This window comes from Faecalibacterium sp. I2-3-92 (genome assembly GCF_023347315.1).
GTDB lineage: Bacteria > Bacillota > Clostridia > Oscillospirales > Ruminococcaceae > Faecalibacterium > Faecalibacterium duncaniae.
In genome coordinates this window covers 1,002,746-1,020,105 of the sequence record NZ_CP094470.1, presented here as the reverse complement: position 1 = coordinate 1,020,105, position 17,360 = coordinate 1,002,746, and the positions used below count along the sequence as shown (strand labels likewise).

Here is a 17,360-nt window from a genome sequence, read left to right as displayed (position 1 = left end):
ATCTCTCCTTTTTATCTGTTGACGATGTGCTCGCCGTTTCCTTCCAGCCAGGTGCGCAGGTTCCGGGTGGTAATGTCCATCAGGTTCTGCAAAGCCTCCCGGGTCGTCCACGCAATGTGCGGTGTGAGGATAGCGTGGGGTTCTGCCCGCAGGGGGCTTTCCTGAGGCAGAGGCTCGGTGACAAAGGCATCGGCCCCGTAAAAGCCCAGCTGACCGCTGTGGAGGGCCGCTGCCACGGCCTCCTCATCCACCAGCGCGCCCCGGGCCGTGTTGAGCAGAATAGCCCCGGGCTTCATCTTCGCCAGCGCCTCCGCGTTGACAAGGCCCCGGGTCTGGGGTGTGGCCGGGCAGTGCAGGCTGAGGATATCGCACCGCCTCAGCAGGGTATCATAATCCACAAACTCCACACCGTCGGCGGCGTATTCGGGCCGGACGGTGCGGGTGCAGACCAGCACCTCCATGCCAAAGGCTCTGGCAATGCGGGCCGACTGCCGCCCGATGTTGCCATAGCCGTAAACGCCATAGGTCTTGCCGTAGAGCTCCATCTGGGGCAGCAGGCCGATGCTCTCCGGGATATCCAGCTGCCAGCATCCCTGCTTGACGGCACGGTTGTAGCGCTCCGCGCACTGGCAGATGGCCAGCAGCAGGCTGAAGGTCATCTGGGCCACGCTGTAGGTAGAATAGCCCGGCACATTGGCCACTGCAACGCCGTGGCGGCGGCAGGCTTCCAGATCCAGGTTGTCGGTGCCCGTGGCGATGATGCCCACCCATTTCAGGTTCGGGCACTGCTGTAAGATCTCCTCATCCATGCGGCACTTGTTCAGCAGAACGATGTCCGCATCTCCAATGCGGGGGGCGATCTCCTCGTAGGCCGTGCGGACATAACTGACGGTATCGGGCACCAGCGCCTTTACCCCCGACCAGTCGAGGTCGCCTTCCTCCATGACATAGCTTTCCAGAATGACAGCTTTCATCTCAGTCCTCCAACAATACGTCCTCGCTCAGCACCTGACCGATGGGCTTTGCAATGCACAGGTCGGCCTGCGCATCGGCCCCGGTGGGCTGCATGTTGATGACCACCAGATGGCGGCCCCGGAAGTACCGGATAAGCCCCGCCGCCGGGTAGACCACCAGACTGGTGCCGCCGATGATGAGGGTATCCGCCTTGCGGATGGCAGACACGGCCCCGGAGAGCACCTCCTCGTCCAGCCCTTCCTCGTACAGGACGACATCCGGCTTGACGATGCCGCCGCACTTGGGGCAGCGGGGCACGCCGGTACTGTTGGCAATGAAGTCCACATCGTAGAACGTGCCGCACTTCACGCAGTAGTTGCGCAGGGTGCTGCCGTGGAGCTCGTAAACGGTCTTGGACCCCGCAGCCTGATGCAGACCGTCGATGTTCTGGGTGACGATGGCCTTCAGCCTGCCCTCCCGCTCCAGCTTTGCCAGCCGCAGATGGGCAGCGTTGGGCTTTGCCCCCTTCACAATGAGCTTATCCCGGTAGAACCGGTAGAACTCCTCGGGGTTCTCCTCCCAGAAGGTGTGGCTCAGGATGGTCTCGGGCGGGTAATCGTACTTCTGGTGGTACAGGCCGTCCACGCTGCGGAAATCGGGGATGCCGCTTTCGGTGGAGACCCCCGCGCCGCCAAAAAAGACGATGCGGTCGCTCTCGGCAATGATTTTTTCCAGTGCAGGAACCATAAAAGAAACGCTTCCTTTCCGGCAGATCGTTGTGTTTTGGATAGCTCCAGTATAACACAAATCCAGAGGAAAGGAAGCGTTTCTTTTTTTGATGGGATCGTCCCCTTGCTCAGCGCCCGTTTTCGGCAAACAGGGTCCCCAGTGCATCCAGCAGATCATGCGGGAGCATCCCGGTTTCCCCGTGCAGGGCAGCGGCACGGTCGGCAGCTGCACCATGGAGATAAACGGCACAGGCAGCGGCCTCAAAGGCAGGCAGACCGCAGGCCAGCAGGGCGCTGGTCATGCCCGCCAGCACATCCCCGCTGCCGCCCCGGGAAAGCCCCGGGTTGCCGGTGGGATTGACCGCGCAGCGGCCATCCGGCCCTGCAATGACGGTATTTGCCCCCTTCAGCACCACCACAGCATTCCATGCTTTCGCATAGCGCAGCGCCGTGCCTTCCCGGTCCGCGTTGATCTCTGCCGTAGAGTGTCCGGTCAGCCGGGCCATCTCGCCGGGGTGGGGCGTTAAAATCAGTTCTCCTTGAGGATGAAGCATTTTTTCCGTTTGGAGCAGGTCAGCGGCGGCGTTCAGGCCGTCCGCATCCAGCACTGCACTGCCGGAAAAGCCGGGCAGGAGCGTTTTTACCAGCGCCCGGGTCTCGGCAGCACGGGCCGCGCTCTGGGCCGTATAGCCCAGCCCGGGGCCCGCCAGCAGAACAGAGGCCTTCTGCCGCCGGATGCGGTCGATATTCTGGGGCGAGATGCCGCCCTCTGCCCCCGCTTCGCAGGGGCAGAGACAGCACTCGGGCAGGCGGGCGGCCACTGCCGCCAGCACCGGCTCCACACTTGCCAGCGTAACGATGCCGGCCCCGGTGCGCAGGGCACCTTCCACGGCCAGCGCCGCCGCGCCCCGGTAGGACGCACTGCCCGCCACCGCCAGCACGAAGCCAAAGGTCCCCTTATGCGCATCCCGGGGGCGGGGCTGGATCTTTTGCCAAACAAAATCAGAAGTTGTTTCGAACATAGGCGGCTCCTTTCCTACTGTGGTTTAACCCCCCAGTCACGCTTTGCGTGACAGCCCCCGCTAATAGGGGGGCCCTTGGCATTTCGTAAAGCTCACCCTCTTTGCCAAGCAATGACGGAGAGGTTTAATCCGTTCCCTGCAAATACCTCCGGATCTCCTTCTCCGCCTCCTGCACCTCTTCATGGAACATGCGGGCAGAGACACGGAGGGCACCATGGCCCAGGATGATGACCTGTTCCATGCCATCGGAGGTGGCCACGCGGACGCGGCGGCCCTTGCCGATCTCATGGGTGACACGCTCGATGAACATATCGGCGGTCTCGGCTTCCCGGGTGTAGACCACATGGATATTGTGGTACTGCTCTATGCTGCCGGGACTGCCCGGCACACGGTAGGCATCAAACACAAGGATGAGCACACACTTCTTAAAGCCCTGATAGTTGCAGAGGATGTCCATCAGCCTGTGGCGGGCCGCTTCCAGGCTCTCTTTGGAGAGTGCGTTCAGCTCGTCCCATGCAAAGATGATGTTGTAGCCGTCCACCAGCAGGTATTCGGGCTGGATCTCCCACTGCTCGGCGTTGAAATCAGGGCGTTCCCGCTTCTGGGTGGGGCGGAACGCCGCCAGCGGGTCCCGCTTGATGGGCCCATAGGTCTGTTCAAAGATCTTCAGCAGCTCAGCATCCTCTTCCAAAGTAGCACGATAGGCGACCATCCGGCGGGGACGGGCCTGCACCGTTTCCTCGGTCTTTGCAGTCTTGCCCCAGCCGCTGTCCACATGCATGTGGCTGCGCACCTGCTCCCAGGGCACCACAAATCCGGCCCCGTGGGCGCAGAACACCGAATCCGCCGGGTTGTCGAGGTCGTGTTCCGGCTCATAGCCCGCAGCCTCGATGACCTCTGCTGCATTGTGGCAGGGACGGTAGCCGTCCAGCGTCAGGGTCAGGTGTCCCCTGCCCCGGGTGTAGCCCACCACCTCCATGGGATAGCTGCGCATGGTGGAGGCCGGTGCGGTGCCGGTGAGCAGGGTGGTATCCCCGTCGGCTCCGGTCTCGGGCGGGTCAAAACTTCCGCCCATGTTCTGGATATCGTTCATGGCGCGGCCCACGTTGTCAGAGGGCAGCTCCAGCCGGAAGGCATACCACGGCTCCAGCAGCTGGGTCTTGTGGATCTGGTCTGCCATCATCAGGCCCTGCCGGACGGCGCGGTAGGTCGCCTGCCGGAAGTCACCGCCCTCGGTGTGCTTGAGGTGGGCGCGGCCCGCAATGAGGGTGATCTTCACATCGGTCAGGGGTGCCCCGATGAGCACACCCAGATGCTGCTTTTCCTCAAGATGCGTCAGCACCAGCCGCTGCCAGTTCTTGTCCAGCACCTCTTCCCGGCAGTCGGTGGCAAACTGCATTCCGCTGCCCCGGGGCAGCGGCTCCAGCTTGAGGTGGACTTCCGCATAATGGCGCAGGGGCTCGTAGTGGCCCACACCCTCCATGGCTTCGGTGATGGTCTCCTTATACAGGATGCCGCCGGGACCGAAGCTGACCTCCAGCCCGTACCGCTCGGCCAGCAGGCTTTTCAGCACCTCCAGCTGGATCTCGCCCATCAGCTGGACATGGATCTCGCCCAGGGTCTCGTTCCAGACCACATGGAGCTGGGGTTCCTCTTCTTCCAGCCGATGGAGCTTTCCCAGTGCGGCATGCACGTCCGCACCCTCTGGCAGCAGCACCTGATAGCTCAGCACCGGCTCCAGCACCGGCAGGTCACTGTCCCGTTCCGCCCCCAGACCCTCGCCCGGGCGGGCTTTGGTCAGGCCGGTAACGGCGCACACCTGGCCGGGGCCGATGCACTCTGCCAGCGTAAACTTTGCGCCGGAGTAGAGCCGCAGCTGGTTGGCCTTTTCGGCCCATGGCTCCCCGTCGGCTTCTCCGGTGAGCTGGGCTTTCACCTTGAGCGCGCCGCCGGTCACCCGCAGCCAGGTCAGGCGGTTCCCCTGCTCATCCTGGCTCACCTTGAACACCTTGGCCCCGAAGGCTTCCAGCGCGGGGGCCGGGCGGGTATAGCGGTCCAGGCCCTCCACCAACGCATCCACACCCTGCAGCTTCAGGGCTGAGCCAAACCAGCAGGGAAACACATGCCGCCGGGCAATGGCGGGGATGAGGTCGGTATCGGTCAGGCTTCCTCGATCCAGCATCGTCTCCATCAGCCGCTCATCGCAGAGAGCCAGCGCCTCGTCCCGGTCGGCCTGCTCTGCCCCAAAATCCACAAAGCCATCCCCCAGCCGACGGTTCAGCTGGGTCAGAAGCGCTTCCCTGCCCGGGCCGGGCAGGTCCATCTTGTTCACGAACACAAAGGTGGGGATGTGATACCGCCGCAGCAGCCGCCAGAGTGTCTCGGTATGGCTCTGCACGCCGTCGGTACCGCTGATGACCAGCACCGCATAATCCAGCACCTGTAGTGTCCGCTCGGTCTCCGTGGAAAAATCCACATGGCCCGGGGTGTCCAGCAGGGTAAAATCGGTATCGCCCGCCGTGAAGAGGGCCTGTTTGGAGAAAATGGTAATGCCGCGCGCCTTTTCCAGCGCGTCGGTGTCCAGAAAGGCATCCTTATGGTCCACCCGGCCCAGCTTGCGGATGGTGCCGGTGCCGTAGAGCAGGGCCTCGGAAAGGGTGGTCTTGCCGCTGTCCACATGGGCCAGAATGCCGATGACCAGCTGCTTGTGCTCTTGTTCCATGCCGCGGCCCCCTTACAGTGCGCTGGCGATCAGCGCAGCAGCGACCAGCGGCAGGCCCAGCACCAGATTGGAGAGCAGGCTGCAATAGGTGCGCTCCTCGGGCTCCAGCTCCTCAAAGGAGACGATCTTCTCATCCGCATAGTCGATGATGGAGCGGGTGGAGTGGATCTTTTTCTGCCGCTTGCCCATCCCCTTGAATTCCTCCAGCAGATGGTGGATGGTCACGCCATCCAGCCGCAGGTAGTCCACCCAGGCCCAGATGAGCAGCACCACGCCGCACAGAAAGCCCGGGGCCTCCCAGATGGTAAACGTGCCATCGCTGACATAGCGCTGCCACAGCAGCATCAGCACGGCCACAATGGAGGTGCGGGTCACGGTCTTATATAAAATGGGGTGGAACATGTAGCGTTTGTACATCGAGGTCAGTTTCTTCATGGTGCGCTCCTTATTGATACAGATACATTTTATTGTATCATGTTTTTGTGAAAAAAGATAGCTGTTTTGTGCGCACAGTGTGAACAGTTTCTCTCTTTTGCCTGTTCTTCACAGATATACAGTTCTTTCCATTTTATAGTAATTTTTTCCACATTCTTTTCCCATGAAAGTGTTTGTCACCGTTTTGTTTCCAATTCTATGCTATGGTGGATTGACTTCTTTCCAGTAAAGTGCTAAAATATACAGTGGTGCGACTTTTGTCTTTCCTGTGCACTTTTTGGAAAGGCAGACAGCCTCACTGCGTTTAGGAAAAGGAAAAACGCGCGGCTCTGTCCGCGCAAGATCTGGGAGGATCATCCAATGAGCTTCAATTTTGATCGCCGCACCTTCCTGAAGGGTGCAGGTGCTGTGGGTGCCGCCAGCCTGCTGGCAGCCTGCGGCGAAAAGTCCAACAACACCGGCAATGGTGCTGCCGCCAGCGGCGCTGCTGCCCCCAACTCCACCGGCGCTACCCCCCTGAAGGAGTTCATCTCCTTTGAGAGCGGCAACCGTGAGCTGGAAAGCTGGAACATGCTGTACACCCAGAAGGCTGAGGATGCCAACGTGGTCACCAACCTGTGGGATGGCTTGCTGAGCTTTGACTGCTACGGCAAGGTGGTGCCCGCCATCGCTTCCAGCTGGGAGCACAATGAGGATGCCACTGTCTGGACCTTCCACCTGCGGGATGACGTGGACTGGGTGGATTGCAACGGTGAGGTGAAGGCTCACCTGACCAGCAAGGACTTCCTGGTTGGTTTTGAATGGGTGATGAACGCCATCAAGAACGAGGCCAACAACACCTCCATGCCCAACGATACCATTGTGGGTGCTTACGAGTACTACGCGCTGACCAAGGAAGCCGGTGACGCTGCTGCTGACATGACCTACGAGGACATGCTGGCTGCCGGTGTGGGCATCGAAGCTCCGGATGATTACACTCTGGTGTTCACCTGCCCCAGCGCCTGCCCCTACTTTGATACCGTTGCCGCCTACAACAGCTTCTACCCCGTAGCCCCTGCTCTGATCGAGGAGCTGGGTGTCGATGGCTTCCGGAGCTGCGACAACACCACCATGTGGTACAACGGACCCTATGTGGTGGAGGAGTACATCCAGGGCAACACCAAGAGCTACATCCCCAACCCCAACTACTACGATGCTGCCAACGTCAGCCGCTTTGAGCGCTTCACTGTCACCATGATCAGCGACGGTTCCATCAGCCTGCAGCTGTATCAGAGCCGCGAGCTGGACGAGGTGGACCTGGGCGAGAGCAACATCACCACCATTCAGTCCGATCCTTCCAACGAGTACAATCAGCAGCTGTGCGAGAAGCGTGCCAAGAAGTTCAGCTACTGCTTCATCTTCAACTACGACAAGAAGAACACCGATGGCACCCCCGATGAGAACTGGAACAAGGCCATTGCCAACAAGGCCTTCCGTCAGTGCTTCTCCAAGGGCATGGTGCTGAACAAGTTCTTCGCCCGTTACAACCCCATCAATCCCCTGAAGTGCGAGAACGACTTCTTCACCATGAAGGGCCTGTGCTACACCTCTGACGGCACCGACTACACCAACCTGGTGGCCAAGGAGATGGGTCTGGACGGCGAGGCTTACGATGGCAAGACCATGAAGCGCCTGCGCGCCAACAACGGCGACATCACCGAGCTGAAGAAGCAGGCCATGGAAGAGCTGAGCGCCATTGGTGTCACCTTCCCTGTTCACTGCTCCTACTATATTCTGGCTGGCTCCACCTCCGCTCTGGACAGCGCAACCGTGCTGAAGCAGTGCTTCACCGACAGCTTCGGCGATGACTTCATCGTGCTGGATATCAACACCTTCGTGTCCTCCACCATGAAGGAAGTCGTAGCACCCAAGCTGCAGAGCTTCGTCCACATGGGCTGGGGCGCTGACTTCGGCGATCCCATCAACTTCCTGACCCAGATCATCGTTCACGATGACAATGCTTACTACAGCTGCAACATGACCAACATCGCAGGCATTGTGAACAATGGCCCCGCCAGCTACCAGAAGGATCTGGTTGCCGCCTACGAGAAGTTCACCGATCTGGTGAACGAGGGCCGTGCCATCGTTGACGACACCGATGCACGCTACGCTGCATTTGCCAAGGCCGAGGCTTACTTCCTGGACGAGAACCTGATCTTCCCCACCGTCTACGATATCACCTGGTGCCTGACCCACGTCAACGAGTACAGCAAGATCAACGCTATGTATGGTCCCTGCAACTACAAGGCTGTGAACTGGGAGACCAGCGAGGAGGCCTACACCACCGAACAGTACGATGCGTTTGCTGCCGCATTCGACGCAGCCACTCAGGCCTGATCGCGTGAACCAATAGCCAATCGCAAAAAGCAGAACCGGACGTTTTTGAAGCGTCCGGTTCTTTTTTGCTCCCTGACAGCACAAAACCCCGCCGCGCGGGAAAACTCCCAGCGCGGCGGGGTCATTGTGTTAAAATACAGGAAAGCGGTTCAGCTTACAGCTGGCTTTCATACTCCTTGCGGTAGCCTTCCAGCTCACGCTGGTTGCCATACACAAAGTGGCCGTTTGCGATCTCTTCCCAGACCGGCTTATCCACACTGTAATCGTGAATCGAGGGGTCATAGACCAGCAGCTTCTTGTGCTTTTCAAGGCTGGGGTCAGGGATGGGAACCGCGCTCAGCAGGGCTTTGGTGTAGGGATGCAGCGGATGGAGGAATAGCTCCTCCGCCTCAGCCAGCTCCACGATGCGGCCCTTGCTGATAACAGCGATACGATCCGAGATGAACCGGACCACCGACAGGTCATGTGCAATGAACAGGTAGGTCAGGCCGCGGCTCTTCTTCATCTCGTTCAGCAGGTTCAGCACCTGTGCACGGATAGAGACATCCAGTGCAGAGATGGGCTCATCGGCCACGATGAACTCCGGCTCCATGACCAGAGCACGGGCAATGCCGATGCGCTGGCGCTGGCCACCCGAGAACTCGTGGGGGAAGCGGGAGGCAAACTCCGGCAGCAGGCCGACCTCATGCAGGGCGTTCATCACCTTTTCATGCAGGTCTTCCTGATCCTTGTAGAGATGATGGTTCAGCAGGCCCTCAGCAATGATATACTCCACCTTGGCGCGCTCGTTCAGCGAAGCCATGGGGTCCTGGAAGATCATCTGGATCTTACGGATGACCTCTTTGTCCAGTTCCTTGGAGATCTTGCCGTTGATCTTCTGGCCCTTGAAGAAGATGTCGCCGCCGGAGGTCGGGTTGATGCGGCAGATGGCACGGCCAATGGTGGTCTTGCCGGAGCCGGACTCGCCGACCAGCGAGAAGGTCTCGCCCTTATAGATGTCAAAGTTGACATGATCGACAGCAACAAATTTCTTCTTACCGGAGCCAAAGGTGATCTGAAGGTCTTTCAGCTCAATCAGCTTTTCGCGTTCAGCCATTTAAGTTGGCGCCTCCCATCTTTCCCATTTTCTCACGCAGGTTCTGGATGGAGTGCGGCCGCTCGATCTTGGGAGCGCGCGGGTCCAGATACCAGGTCTTTGCGGCGTGGGTCTCGGACACCTGGAAGAACGGAGGCTCTTGCACAAAGTCGATTGCCAGCGCATGCTTGTTGCGGGGCGCAAATGCGTCACCCTTGATCTCGTTGAACAGGTTCGGGGGAGTACCATCCACGCTGGGCAGGGCCTCACCCTTGGTGCCCAGCTGCGGCAGAGCCTGCAGCAGAGCCCAGGTGTAGGGATGCCATGCGTCGTAGAAGATCTCCTCCACGGTGCCGTATTCCACGATCTGGCCGGCGTACATCACGGCCACACGGTCTGCCACGTTTGCCACAACGCCCAGGTCATGGGTGATGTAGATAACGGACATGCCCAGCTCCTTCTGCAGGTCGCGGATCAGCTGCAGGATCTGTGCCTGAATGGTCACGTCCAGCGCAGTGGTGGGCTCGTCGCAGATCAGGATCTGCGGGCGGCAGGCCGCTGCAATGGCAATGACGACACGCTGACGCATACCGCCGGAGAACTCGTGGGGGTACTGCTCGTACCGACGCTCGGGGTCGGGGATACCCACCTTGCCCAGCATCTCGATGGCAGCCTTTTTGGCTTCCTCGCCCTTCAGACCCTGGTGATGCTCAATGCTCTCCTGGATCTGCTTGCCGATTTTCTTCAGCGGGTTCAGGCTGGTCATAGGATCCTGCATGACCATGGCGATCTTTTTGCCGCGGACACCCAGCCAATCCTTCTCGGTGAACTTGGTCATATCGCGGCCTTCAAACATGATGGAGCCGCCGGTAATCATACCGTTGGCATCCAGCATACCCACAAAGGTCTTGGTGAATACGGACTTGCCCGAGCCGGACTCGCCCACGATGGCAAGGGTCTCGCCTTCGTACAGGTCCAGCGAGCACTTGCGGATGGCGTTCAGCTTGCGGCCGCGCAGGCTGAAAGTGATCTCCACGTCTTTGGCAGAGATAATCGGTTGTCTATCCATTTACGTCTCTCTCCAATCTATCAAACGTGGTTGCGCGGATCAGCCGCATCCGACAAAGCGTTGCCCATGATATAGAAAGAAATGGAAATGATGGACACGATGGATGCAGGGAAAACCAGCAGGTACGGATAATCCAGGAAGAAGCCGCGCACCTTGCTCAGGATCAGGCCCAGAGAAGGCGTGTCGATGCCCAGGCCCAGGCCCAGGTAGGACAGCGTGGATTCCAGATTGATGGTGCCCGGGATGGACAGTGCCATACGCAGGATGATAACGGAGACCAGATACGGCAGGATGTTCTTGGTCAGCACACGCCACAGCGGGGTGCCCAGGCAGCGGGACGCGAGGTTGTACTCGCGGTCACGGAACATGAACACCATGTTGCGGACACGGCGTGCCATAGAAAGCCAGTTGATGGCGATCATGGAGATGGCCATGATCCAGAAGCTCTGACCCACCATCAGGGCGATCAGGGTCATATAAATGATATAGGGCACGTTGTCGATCAGGTTGTACAGCTCCGTGAAGAAGCGGTCCAGACTGCGCACATAGCCCCAGATCAAGCCGAAGATCACGCCCACGATGCTCTCGCCCACGGCGACCACCAGAGCCAGACGGATGGAAACCTGGGTGGCATACCACACCTGGCACCAGTAGTCACGGCCCAGGTTGTCGGTACCGAACCAGTACTCACTGTTGGGCTTGATGAAAGCCTTGCTGGAATCAGAGATCAGGGTAGTGTAGTGATACTTGCCGATGCCCAGCGCAATGAAGGAGAACACCGTCAGCGCCAGGAACAGGATCAGGCAGAAGACAGCGACCTTCTGCTTGAGGAAGTTCTGGATGACAGAACCCCAATAGGAATAGTTGGAGTAGCCGATGCGTTCAGCTTCTTCCGGGGAATAATCCACAAAGTAGAACAGCTCGTCCTGCTTCTTGCCTTCAAAATCAGATGCCTTAGCCATCAGCGTGCTTCCTCCTTTCCGGTCAGGGTGATACGGGGGTCAACCACCATCATCAGCACATCGCCCAGGAACACGCCCACGATGCCCAGCACAGCGTAGAGGATGACCAGGGTCTGCACAACGTTCAGGTCATAGCGCTGGATGGCATCCGTCAGCAGGGGGCCCATGCCGGGAACGGAGAAGAACCGTTCCATCAGCAGGGAGCCGCCCACCGTCAGCAGGATGGACTGGGGGATATACTGCACCATGGGAACCATGGCGTTGCGCAGAACATGCTTAAACATGATCTCGCGGGAGCTCAGGCCCTTGACACGGGCCAGCTTGATATAGTCGCGGGTCAGCTCATCCACCATGTAGCGGCGGGTCCACAGGGCATAGCCTGCAATGGATGCCAGCGAAAGGCAGGTGATGGGCAGCACGCTGGAAGCACTCACATTGCGGGTGGAGTACAGCGTGGGGAATCCCAGGTACTTGGAACCAAAGACCAGCACCAGAGAATACGACACCAGCGACGGGACCGCGTTGACGAACACGGTGTAGGCCGTGCCGATCCAGTCGAATACCTTGTCCTTGAATGCCGCCTGCAGGATGCCCATCAGCACACCGACCACCAGAGAGATGGCGGACGCCGTGAGGCCCAAACGCATGGAGACACCAAACTTTTTACCAATGACCTTGACCACCGGGGCACCGTTCTGGATGCGGCGGGAAGTGCCGAAATCCAGATGCAGCAGGCTGTTGTAGAACTTGACCAGCTGGGTGGGGATGGGGTCGGTCAGGCCGGCTGCTTCCAGGGCTGCGGTTTTCTGCTGATCGGTAAACTTCATGAGCTGTTCCTCAGTGAAGTAGTAGTCCGTCGGTAGGCAGCGCATCATCAGGAAGACGGCCGTTGCGATCAGGAAAATTGTGACAAGCGACTGAAGCAGCCGCTTAACCGTGTATTTTAACATGTTATCGAACCCTTAACTTTTATTTCTACCCTTTCGGGCGGGGAAACGGGGAACTTAAGCCTTGGTAGCTGCGTCGAATGCAGCGGCGAACTCCTCGTACTGCTCGGTGGTGTAAGCCTCTTCGCTGGTCTCCCAGTTGACAGCCTTGTAGTTGCAGGGACCATACATAGCGTTGATCTTGCTGTACTCGTTGGCGTGGGTCAGAGTCCAGGAAACATCGAAGTAGCAGGGGCAGGCCAGAACGTTGTTCAGCATGCTGGCCTCAGCCTTTGCGAAGGCAGCGTAGCGGGCATCGGTATCATCAACGATGGCCTTTGCGGTGTTGACCAGATCGGTGAACTCCTCGTAGCAGGCCACCAGATCCTTCTGCCAGTCAGCGGGGCCGGCCTCCACGATCTTGGCGATGTTGGAGTAGTACCAGCTGTAGTAGGCGTTGTCGTCGTGCAGGATCTCCTGACCAACGAAGTTGACGGGATCGCCGTAGTCAGCGCCCCAGCCGTTGATGACGAAGCTCTGCAGCTGAGGATTACGGACTTCCTGGGTGATGGAAGAAACGTAGGTCTTGATGTCCAGCACAATGAAGTCATCGCCGAAGCTGTCGGTGAAGCACTGCTTCAGCACGGTTGTATTGTCCAGAGCGGAGGTGGAACCGGCGATGATGTAGTAAGCAGCGTGGACGGGGAAGGTGACACCGATGGCGCTCAGCTCGTCCATGGCCTGCTTCTTCAGGTCAGCAATGTCGCCGTTGTTGGAACGCAGGCGGATCATGGTCTTGCCGTCGTAAGCCTCGCCGTCGAAACCCATCTCCTTGGCAACCAGGGTGGAGTACTCCTGGCCCTGGGTGTTGTAGCAGACACCGGGCATGGTGTAGCAGTCGTTCTCGCACTTCAGGGGGTTGATCTTGTTGGTACGTGCATACCAGTTGGTCAGATTCAGGCCCTTGTAGAAGCACTGACGGAAGGCGGTGTTGGCGATAGCCTTGTTCCAGTTGTCGTCGGGGGTGCCGTCCTCGTTGTTCTTCTGGTAGTTGAAGTGCATCTGGTAGCTGAACTTCTTGGGACGCTTCTCACACAGCTGAGCATTGTACTCGCTGTTGGGATCGGCCTGGATGGTGGTCAGGGTGCTCTCGCCCACATCCATCTCGTCCAGCTCACGGTTCTGATACAGCTGGAAGGTGACGGTGCCGTCGCTGATCATGGTAACGGTGAAGCGGTCGAAGCGGGACACATCGTTTGCACCAAAGTAGTTGGGGTTGGGGATGTAGCTCTTGGTGTTCTGGCTGATGAACTCCTCCACCACATAGGGACCATTGTACCACATGTTGGTGTAATCGCAGGCACGGAAGCCCTCAACGCCCAGCTCGTTGATCAGATCCTCAGAGGCGGGGTAGAAGCTGGTGTAGGCAGCAACGGTATCGAAGTAGGGGCAGGGATCCTTGCAGGTGAAGACCAGGGTGTAGTCATCCGGAGCCTCAACGCCCACGCCTGCATCCAGCATATCCTGGTAGGTCAGGTCGGCAGCGGCATCGCCCATATCGCTGGTCTTCTGATAGTAATCAGCAGCACCGGTCAGGGTCTCGTTGGGCATGGAGGTGTTGTTGGCCTGGTTCTTGGCTGCGTTCAGCACCCACTCCAGACCCACGAGGAAGTCCTTGCTGGTCAGGTGAGCCTTGACCTCGCCGTTCACATCCACCCAGTCCACATCGTCGCGGAGGTTGAAGGTCCAAACGGAAGAGTCCTCATTGTGGCTCCACTCCTTGGCCACGGAAGGCACAGCCTTGCCGTAGCAGTCAAAGCTCAGCAGGCCTTCCCACAGGTTGGTGGTGACATTCATGTCGGAAGCCATCTGGCTGTACAGCATGTTCCAGCTCTCCAGCTCACGGTTGGTGCTCTCCCAGGAGATGAACTCCTTCAGCGGGGTAGCGCCGGTGGTGTTGGGAGCGCTGGTAGCACCAGAGGAAGCGGCGGTGGAGCTGCTGCCAGAGTTGCCGCCGCAGGCGGCCAGAATGCCGGCGGCACCAACGACACCGGAAGCCTTCAGAAAGCTGCGGCGGCTGATTGCATGAGACTCGTAGTTGTTGTTCATTGTGTTTTCCTCCCTATAATAATTCCGTGCTTCAGTGCATGGTGCAGGGCGGGATGTCCTGCTGTTTTCCCACTATTCTGCGGAGGTTTTTTGAATCCTGTATTGCCAGGGAATACAAAAGAGCGCAGAAACAGACCCCTCTGTCTGCACCTGTGCTCCTCCCGCAAAACCTTAACACGTCATATATTGTACCATTGAAATAAAAAGATGTCAATGGAACACACACAGCTTTTTCTTCAAAAAGCAAAGTCTGCCGCGCAAAAACGATGAAATATATTTGCTTTTACATGGTAAAGCGTGCAGGAAATTTAACAGACAATGCTGCGGACAAAACAACCGGAATTGTTCTCTTCAAAAAGACACCGTATTTTCTGCTTTATATTCTAAAAGAGCAGGCGCTCCACGCTTTGCGAAGAGCTCCTGCTTTTGGAAAACCGAATTATTAAAACAAGTCACCGGGCCAGCGTGCTCTGGATCTTTGCAAAATCCTCCAGCGTCAGGGCCTCAGGACGGATGCGGGCATCGAAACCGGCGGCTTCAATGGCAGCGGTTACGGCATCCTTGGGCATCCCCAGGCCGCTGGCAATGGCATTGGCGGCAGTCTTGCGCCGCTGGCCAAAGGCCGCGCGGACAAGGGCAAAGTAGCCCTCCTCGTCCTCCACCTGCACGGCGGGGGTGGGGCGGATCTCCATCCGCACCACAGCGCTGGTCACCTTGGGGGCCGGGTAAAAGCTGCCCGGGGCAGCGGTGAACATCATCTTAGAGGTCGCGTAATAGCTCACCGCACAGCTGATGGCACTGGAGGCCCGGGTGCCCGGGGCGGCGGCCAGACGATCGGCAGCTTCCTTCTGCACCATCACGGTCAGACTCTCGATGGGCAGGCGGTCACCCAGCAGCTTCATCACAATGGGGCTTGTGATATAGTAGGGCAGGTTGGCGCAGACTGCCACCGGCATCCCGGGGAACTCCTGCGCGATCAGGGCTTTCAGGTCCACCTTGAGCACATCCTGCAATACCAGCTTGAAGTTGTCCACACCGGCCATGGTCTCGGCCAGCAGGGGCGGCAGGCGCTCATCCACCTCGATGGAGACCACCTTTGCTGCCCGCTTTGCCAGCTCCCGGGTCAGCACGCCGATGCCGGGGCCGATCTCGAGCACGCCATAGCGCTTGTCCACGCCGCTGGCATCCACGATCTTGGGGGGCAGGCCGGGGTTGACGATAAAGTTCTGGCCAAAGCCCTTGGAGAGGGCAAAATCATATTTTTCGCACAGGGCGCGCACATAAGACAGGTCGGTCAGTTCGGGCATGGCTCTATCCTTTCTTTTCCAAAATAACCCTCTCAGTCTCGCTTCGCTCGCCAGCTCCCCCAAAGGGGGAGCTTTTGACAAAACCGCAAACTTTGCATGAATTGCCAAGACCTCGCCCTTCGGGAGAGGTGGCAGCGCGTCAGCGCTGACGGAGAGGGTTGTTCTCTTATTCTTGACTACTGGATGCAGTGCTCTCCCCTGCCGCTTCACTTTCGGCGGGCGCGGTCTCTGCCGGAGTGCTCTCGGCAGATGCAGCCTCAGCGTCCCCTTCCGCTACGCTCTCGGCGGCGGCACTGTCGGCAGCTTCACTGGAAGCCGCTTCGTTGACACCGCTCACGGTGGTGGTGCCGCTCATCTGCTGGGCAGTGCTCACGGCACGCTGGATCTGGGGATCGTTCTCCACAGTGTAATCATAGTATGCGGTCTGCTCGTCTGCAGTCAGGGGACGCTCCACATCCACGGTCAGGCCGGTGCCGTCAAAGCAGCTGCCGTCGCCGCAGACCAGCTTTGCCACGGTAACCACCACGGCACTGCCATCGGACAGGCGCTGGGGACTGCTCTGGATGGTGCCCTTGCCCTGCGTGGTGGTGCCCACCAGACGGGCACCATTCAGGGTGCGCAGGCTGCTGGCAAAGAGCTCCGCAGCGCTGGCGGTGCTGTCGTTGACCAGGCAGACAACAGGCAGGTCGATCCGGGACTCGCTGGTGCTGGTGCCCAGCAGGGTCTGGGTGCCGTTCTTGTCCTCAGCAAAGGCCAGCGTGCCCTCCGGGGCGATCAGGTCGATGCACTGAATGGCATCGTCCAGCAGGCCGCCGCCGTTATCACGCAGATCAAACACCAGGCTGCCCGCGCCGCTGGCGCTCAGGCTGCGGATGGCGTAATCCAGCTCGCTGGGGGTGGTGGAATCAAACTGGCGGATCCGGATGTAGCCCACATTGCCCTGCACCATCTGGTAATCCACGGTGGTGGAGCTGTAGCCGGAGTGGGTCAGGTCGGCGGTATGCTCGGCGGCCTCGCTGTCCAGCCAGGTCACATTGACGGTGGTGCCGCTCTCGCCGCGCAGGCGGGTCTGGATGGCATCCACGCTGCTCATGCTCTTGACATCGGTGCCGTCCACGGCGGTGATGTAGTTGCCGACCTGGATGCCGGCCTCCTTGGCGGGGGATTCATCGTAGACCTTGATGACCTTGGCATAGCCGGACTGATCCACAGCCAGCTCCACGCCAATGCCGATCAGGGTGCCGTTCTGGGTATTCATCAGCTCCGTATAGGCGGTGGCGCTGAAATAGCGGGCGTACTTGTCGCCGGTGCCCAGCAGGTAGCCAGCCGTCAGGCGGTCGTAGAGGGTGGTCTCATCGATGGGATAGTAATCGTTGCTGCGGACATAGCGGTCCACCTCAGCGATCTTGTTGTACATGCTTTCCTTTTCCTTCACGCTGGAAACGGTGCTGTCAAACAGGCGCATCGCCACCAGCATGGTAATGGAAAAGGTAACGGTCATGGCCAGGATGACGATGCTGACCGCCATGCCGACCGATATCTTACGGTTCATCTTCTTCCCTCCTCTGTCAGACCAGCAGCATCATAACCACGCTGCCCAGCATGGAAAGTGCAAAGATCCCTGCCAGGATCAGACAGCCCACGCGCAGGATGCGCTTGCGTTTTTCTTCCTTCA

The 17,360-nt window shown here is 59.1% G+C and carries 14 protein-coding genes; 2 read left to right on the top strand and 12 right to left on the bottom strand.

The window, feature by feature from the left end; translation table 11 throughout:
- Positions 1-11: 11 nt before the first annotated feature.
- The 5 genes from MTP42_RS04830 to MTP42_RS04810 all read right to left on the bottom strand — a co-directional run bounded on the left by MTP42_RS04830 (position 12) and on the right by MTP42_RS04810 (position 5,861).
- Positions 12-974, bottom strand: a complete 963-nt coding sequence (locus MTP42_RS04830) for a D-2-hydroxyacid dehydrogenase (RefSeq protein ID WP_249258082.1) — start codon at positions 972-974, stop codon at positions 12-14.
- Position 975: 1 nt separating this feature from the next.
- A complete protein-coding gene (locus tag MTP42_RS04825) occupies positions 976-1,701 on the bottom strand; it encodes an NAD-dependent protein deacylase (RefSeq protein WP_156057496.1) in 726 nt (241 codons plus the stop codon).
- 109 nt (positions 1,702-1,810) lie between these two features.
- The gene (locus MTP42_RS04820; protein WP_249258081.1) at positions 1,811-2,704 is read right to left on the bottom strand and encodes an NAD(P)H-hydrate dehydratase; all 894 of its coding nucleotides are present in this window, start codon (positions 2,702-2,704) and stop codon (positions 1,811-1,813) included.
- A 124-nt stretch (positions 2,705-2,828) separates the two neighbouring features.
- A complete protein-coding gene (locus MTP42_RS04815; protein ID WP_249258080.1) occupies positions 2,829-5,426 on the bottom strand; it encodes a translation factor GTPase family protein in 2,598 nt (865 codons plus the stop codon).
- Between the two features lie 12 nt (positions 5,427-5,438).
- The gene (locus tag MTP42_RS04810) at positions 5,439-5,861 is read right to left on the bottom strand and encodes a hypothetical protein (RefSeq protein ID WP_154276440.1); all 423 of its coding nucleotides are present in this window, start codon (positions 5,859-5,861) and stop codon (positions 5,439-5,441) included.
- Positions 5,862-6,221: 360 nt separating this feature from the next.
- Between MTP42_RS04810 and MTP42_RS04805 the strand changes: the two genes are divergently transcribed.
- A complete protein-coding gene (locus MTP42_RS04805; RefSeq protein ID WP_249258079.1) occupies positions 6,222-8,237 on the top strand; it encodes a peptide ABC transporter substrate-binding protein in 2,016 nt (671 codons plus the stop codon).
- A 154-nt stretch (positions 8,238-8,391) separates the two neighbouring features.
- On the opposite strand, the gene MTP42_RS04800 is transcribed toward MTP42_RS04805, so the two are convergent.
- Genes MTP42_RS04800 through MTP42_RS04780 form a run of 5 tightly spaced genes read right to left on the bottom strand, consistent with a single transcriptional unit; the run spans position 8,392 to position 14,378 of the window.
- On the bottom strand, positions 8,392-9,333 hold the full coding sequence (locus MTP42_RS04800) for an ATP-binding cassette domain-containing protein (RefSeq protein ID WP_005932252.1): 942 nt from the start codon (positions 9,331-9,333) through the stop codon (positions 8,392-8,394).
- Positions 9,326-10,381 carry an ABC transporter ATP-binding protein gene (locus tag MTP42_RS04795; protein ID WP_249258078.1) on the bottom strand — a complete coding sequence of 352 codons (1,056 nt, stop codon included), beginning with the start codon at positions 10,379-10,381 and terminating at the stop codon, positions 9,326-9,328. The genes MTP42_RS04800 and MTP42_RS04795 overlap by 8 nt, the downstream gene beginning before the upstream one ends.
- 20 nt (positions 10,382-10,401) lie before the next feature.
- Positions 10,402-11,343 (bottom strand): ABC transporter permease, encoded by a 942-nt coding sequence (locus MTP42_RS04790; RefSeq protein WP_156068882.1) that lies wholly within the window; start codon positions 11,341-11,343, stop codon positions 10,402-10,404.
- Positions 11,343-12,293, bottom strand: a complete 951-nt coding sequence (locus tag MTP42_RS04785) for an ABC transporter permease (protein WP_097772388.1) — start codon at positions 12,291-12,293, stop codon at positions 11,343-11,345. The genes MTP42_RS04790 and MTP42_RS04785 overlap by 1 nt, the downstream gene beginning before the upstream one ends.
- 54 nt (positions 12,294-12,347) lie before the next feature.
- Positions 12,348-14,378 carry a peptide ABC transporter substrate-binding protein gene (locus MTP42_RS04780; RefSeq protein ID WP_249258077.1) on the bottom strand — a complete coding sequence of 677 codons (2,031 nt, stop codon included), beginning with the start codon at positions 14,376-14,378 and terminating at the stop codon, positions 12,348-12,350.
- A 287-nt stretch (positions 14,379-14,665) separates the two neighbouring features.
- On the opposite strand from MTP42_RS04780, the gene MTP42_RS04775 reads away from it, so the two are divergent.
- Positions 14,666-14,824 (top strand): hypothetical protein, encoded by a 159-nt coding sequence (locus MTP42_RS04775; protein WP_249258076.1) that lies wholly within the window; start codon positions 14,666-14,668, stop codon positions 14,822-14,824.
- Positions 14,825-14,830: 6 nt separating this feature from the next.
- Here MTP42_RS04775 and rsmA read toward each other — a convergent pair whose 3' ends face one another.
- Both rsmA and MTP42_RS04765 read right to left on the bottom strand, forming a co-directional pair.
- On the bottom strand, positions 14,831-15,685 hold the full coding sequence (gene rsmA, locus MTP42_RS04770) for a 16S rRNA (adenine(1518)-N(6)/adenine(1519)-N(6))-dimethyltransferase RsmA (protein ID WP_117477301.1): 855 nt from the start codon (positions 15,683-15,685) through the stop codon (positions 14,831-14,833).
- A gap of 166 nt (positions 15,686-15,851) precedes the next feature.
- Positions 15,852-17,237: a S41 family peptidase gene (locus tag MTP42_RS04765; RefSeq protein ID WP_249258075.1), complete on the bottom strand. Its 1,386-nt coding sequence runs from the start codon at positions 17,235-17,237 to the stop codon at positions 15,852-15,854.
- Positions 17,238-17,360 lie beyond the last annotated feature (123 nt).

Excerpts from the sequence above, each read along its gene's own strand:
- MTP42_RS04830 (WP_249258082.1), bottom strand. The coding sequence starts at position 974 with ATGAAAGCTGTCATTCTGGAAAGCTATGTCATGGAGGAAGGCGACCTC.
- MTP42_RS04825 (WP_156057496.1), bottom strand. The coding sequence starts at position 1,701 with ATGGTTCCTGCACTGGAAAAAATCATTGCCGAGAGCGACCGCATCGTC.
- MTP42_RS04820 (WP_249258081.1), bottom strand. The coding sequence starts at position 2,704 with ATGTTCGAAACAACTTCTGATTTTGTTTGGCAAAAGATCCAGCCCCGC.
- MTP42_RS04815 (WP_249258080.1), bottom strand. The coding sequence starts at position 5,426 with ATGGAACAAGAGCACAAGCAGCTGGTCATCGGCATTCTGGCCCATGTG.
- MTP42_RS04810 (WP_154276440.1), bottom strand. The coding sequence starts at position 5,861 with ATGAAGAAACTGACCTCGATGTACAAACGCTACATGTTCCACCCCATT.
- MTP42_RS04805 (WP_249258079.1), top strand. The coding sequence starts at position 6,222 with ATGAGCTTCAATTTTGATCGCCGCACCTTCCTGAAGGGTGCAGGTGCT.
- MTP42_RS04800 (WP_005932252.1), bottom strand. The coding sequence starts at position 9,333 with ATGGCTGAACGCGAAAAGCTGATTGAGCTGAAAGACCTTCAGATCACC.
- MTP42_RS04795 (WP_249258078.1), bottom strand. The coding sequence starts at position 10,381 with ATGGATAGACAACCGATTATCTCTGCCAAAGACGTGGAGATCACTTTC.
- MTP42_RS04790 (WP_156068882.1), bottom strand. The coding sequence starts at position 11,343 with ATGGCTAAGGCATCTGATTTTGAAGGCAAGAAGCAGGACGAGCTGTTC.
- MTP42_RS04785 (WP_097772388.1), bottom strand. The coding sequence starts at position 12,293 with ATGTTAAAATACACGGTTAAGCGGCTGCTTCAGTCGCTTGTCACAATT.
- MTP42_RS04780 (WP_249258077.1), bottom strand. The coding sequence starts at position 14,378 with ATGAACAACAACTACGAGTCTCATGCAATCAGCCGCCGCAGCTTTCTG.
- MTP42_RS04775 (WP_249258076.1), top strand. The coding sequence starts at position 14,666 with ATGGTAAAGCGTGCAGGAAATTTAACAGACAATGCTGCGGACAAAACA.
- rsmA (WP_117477301.1), bottom strand. The coding sequence starts at position 15,685 with ATGCCCGAACTGACCGACCTGTCTTATGTGCGCGCCCTGTGCGAAAAA.
- MTP42_RS04765 (WP_249258075.1), bottom strand. The coding sequence starts at position 17,237 with ATGAACCGTAAGATATCGGTCGGCATGGCGGTCAGCATCGTCATCCTG.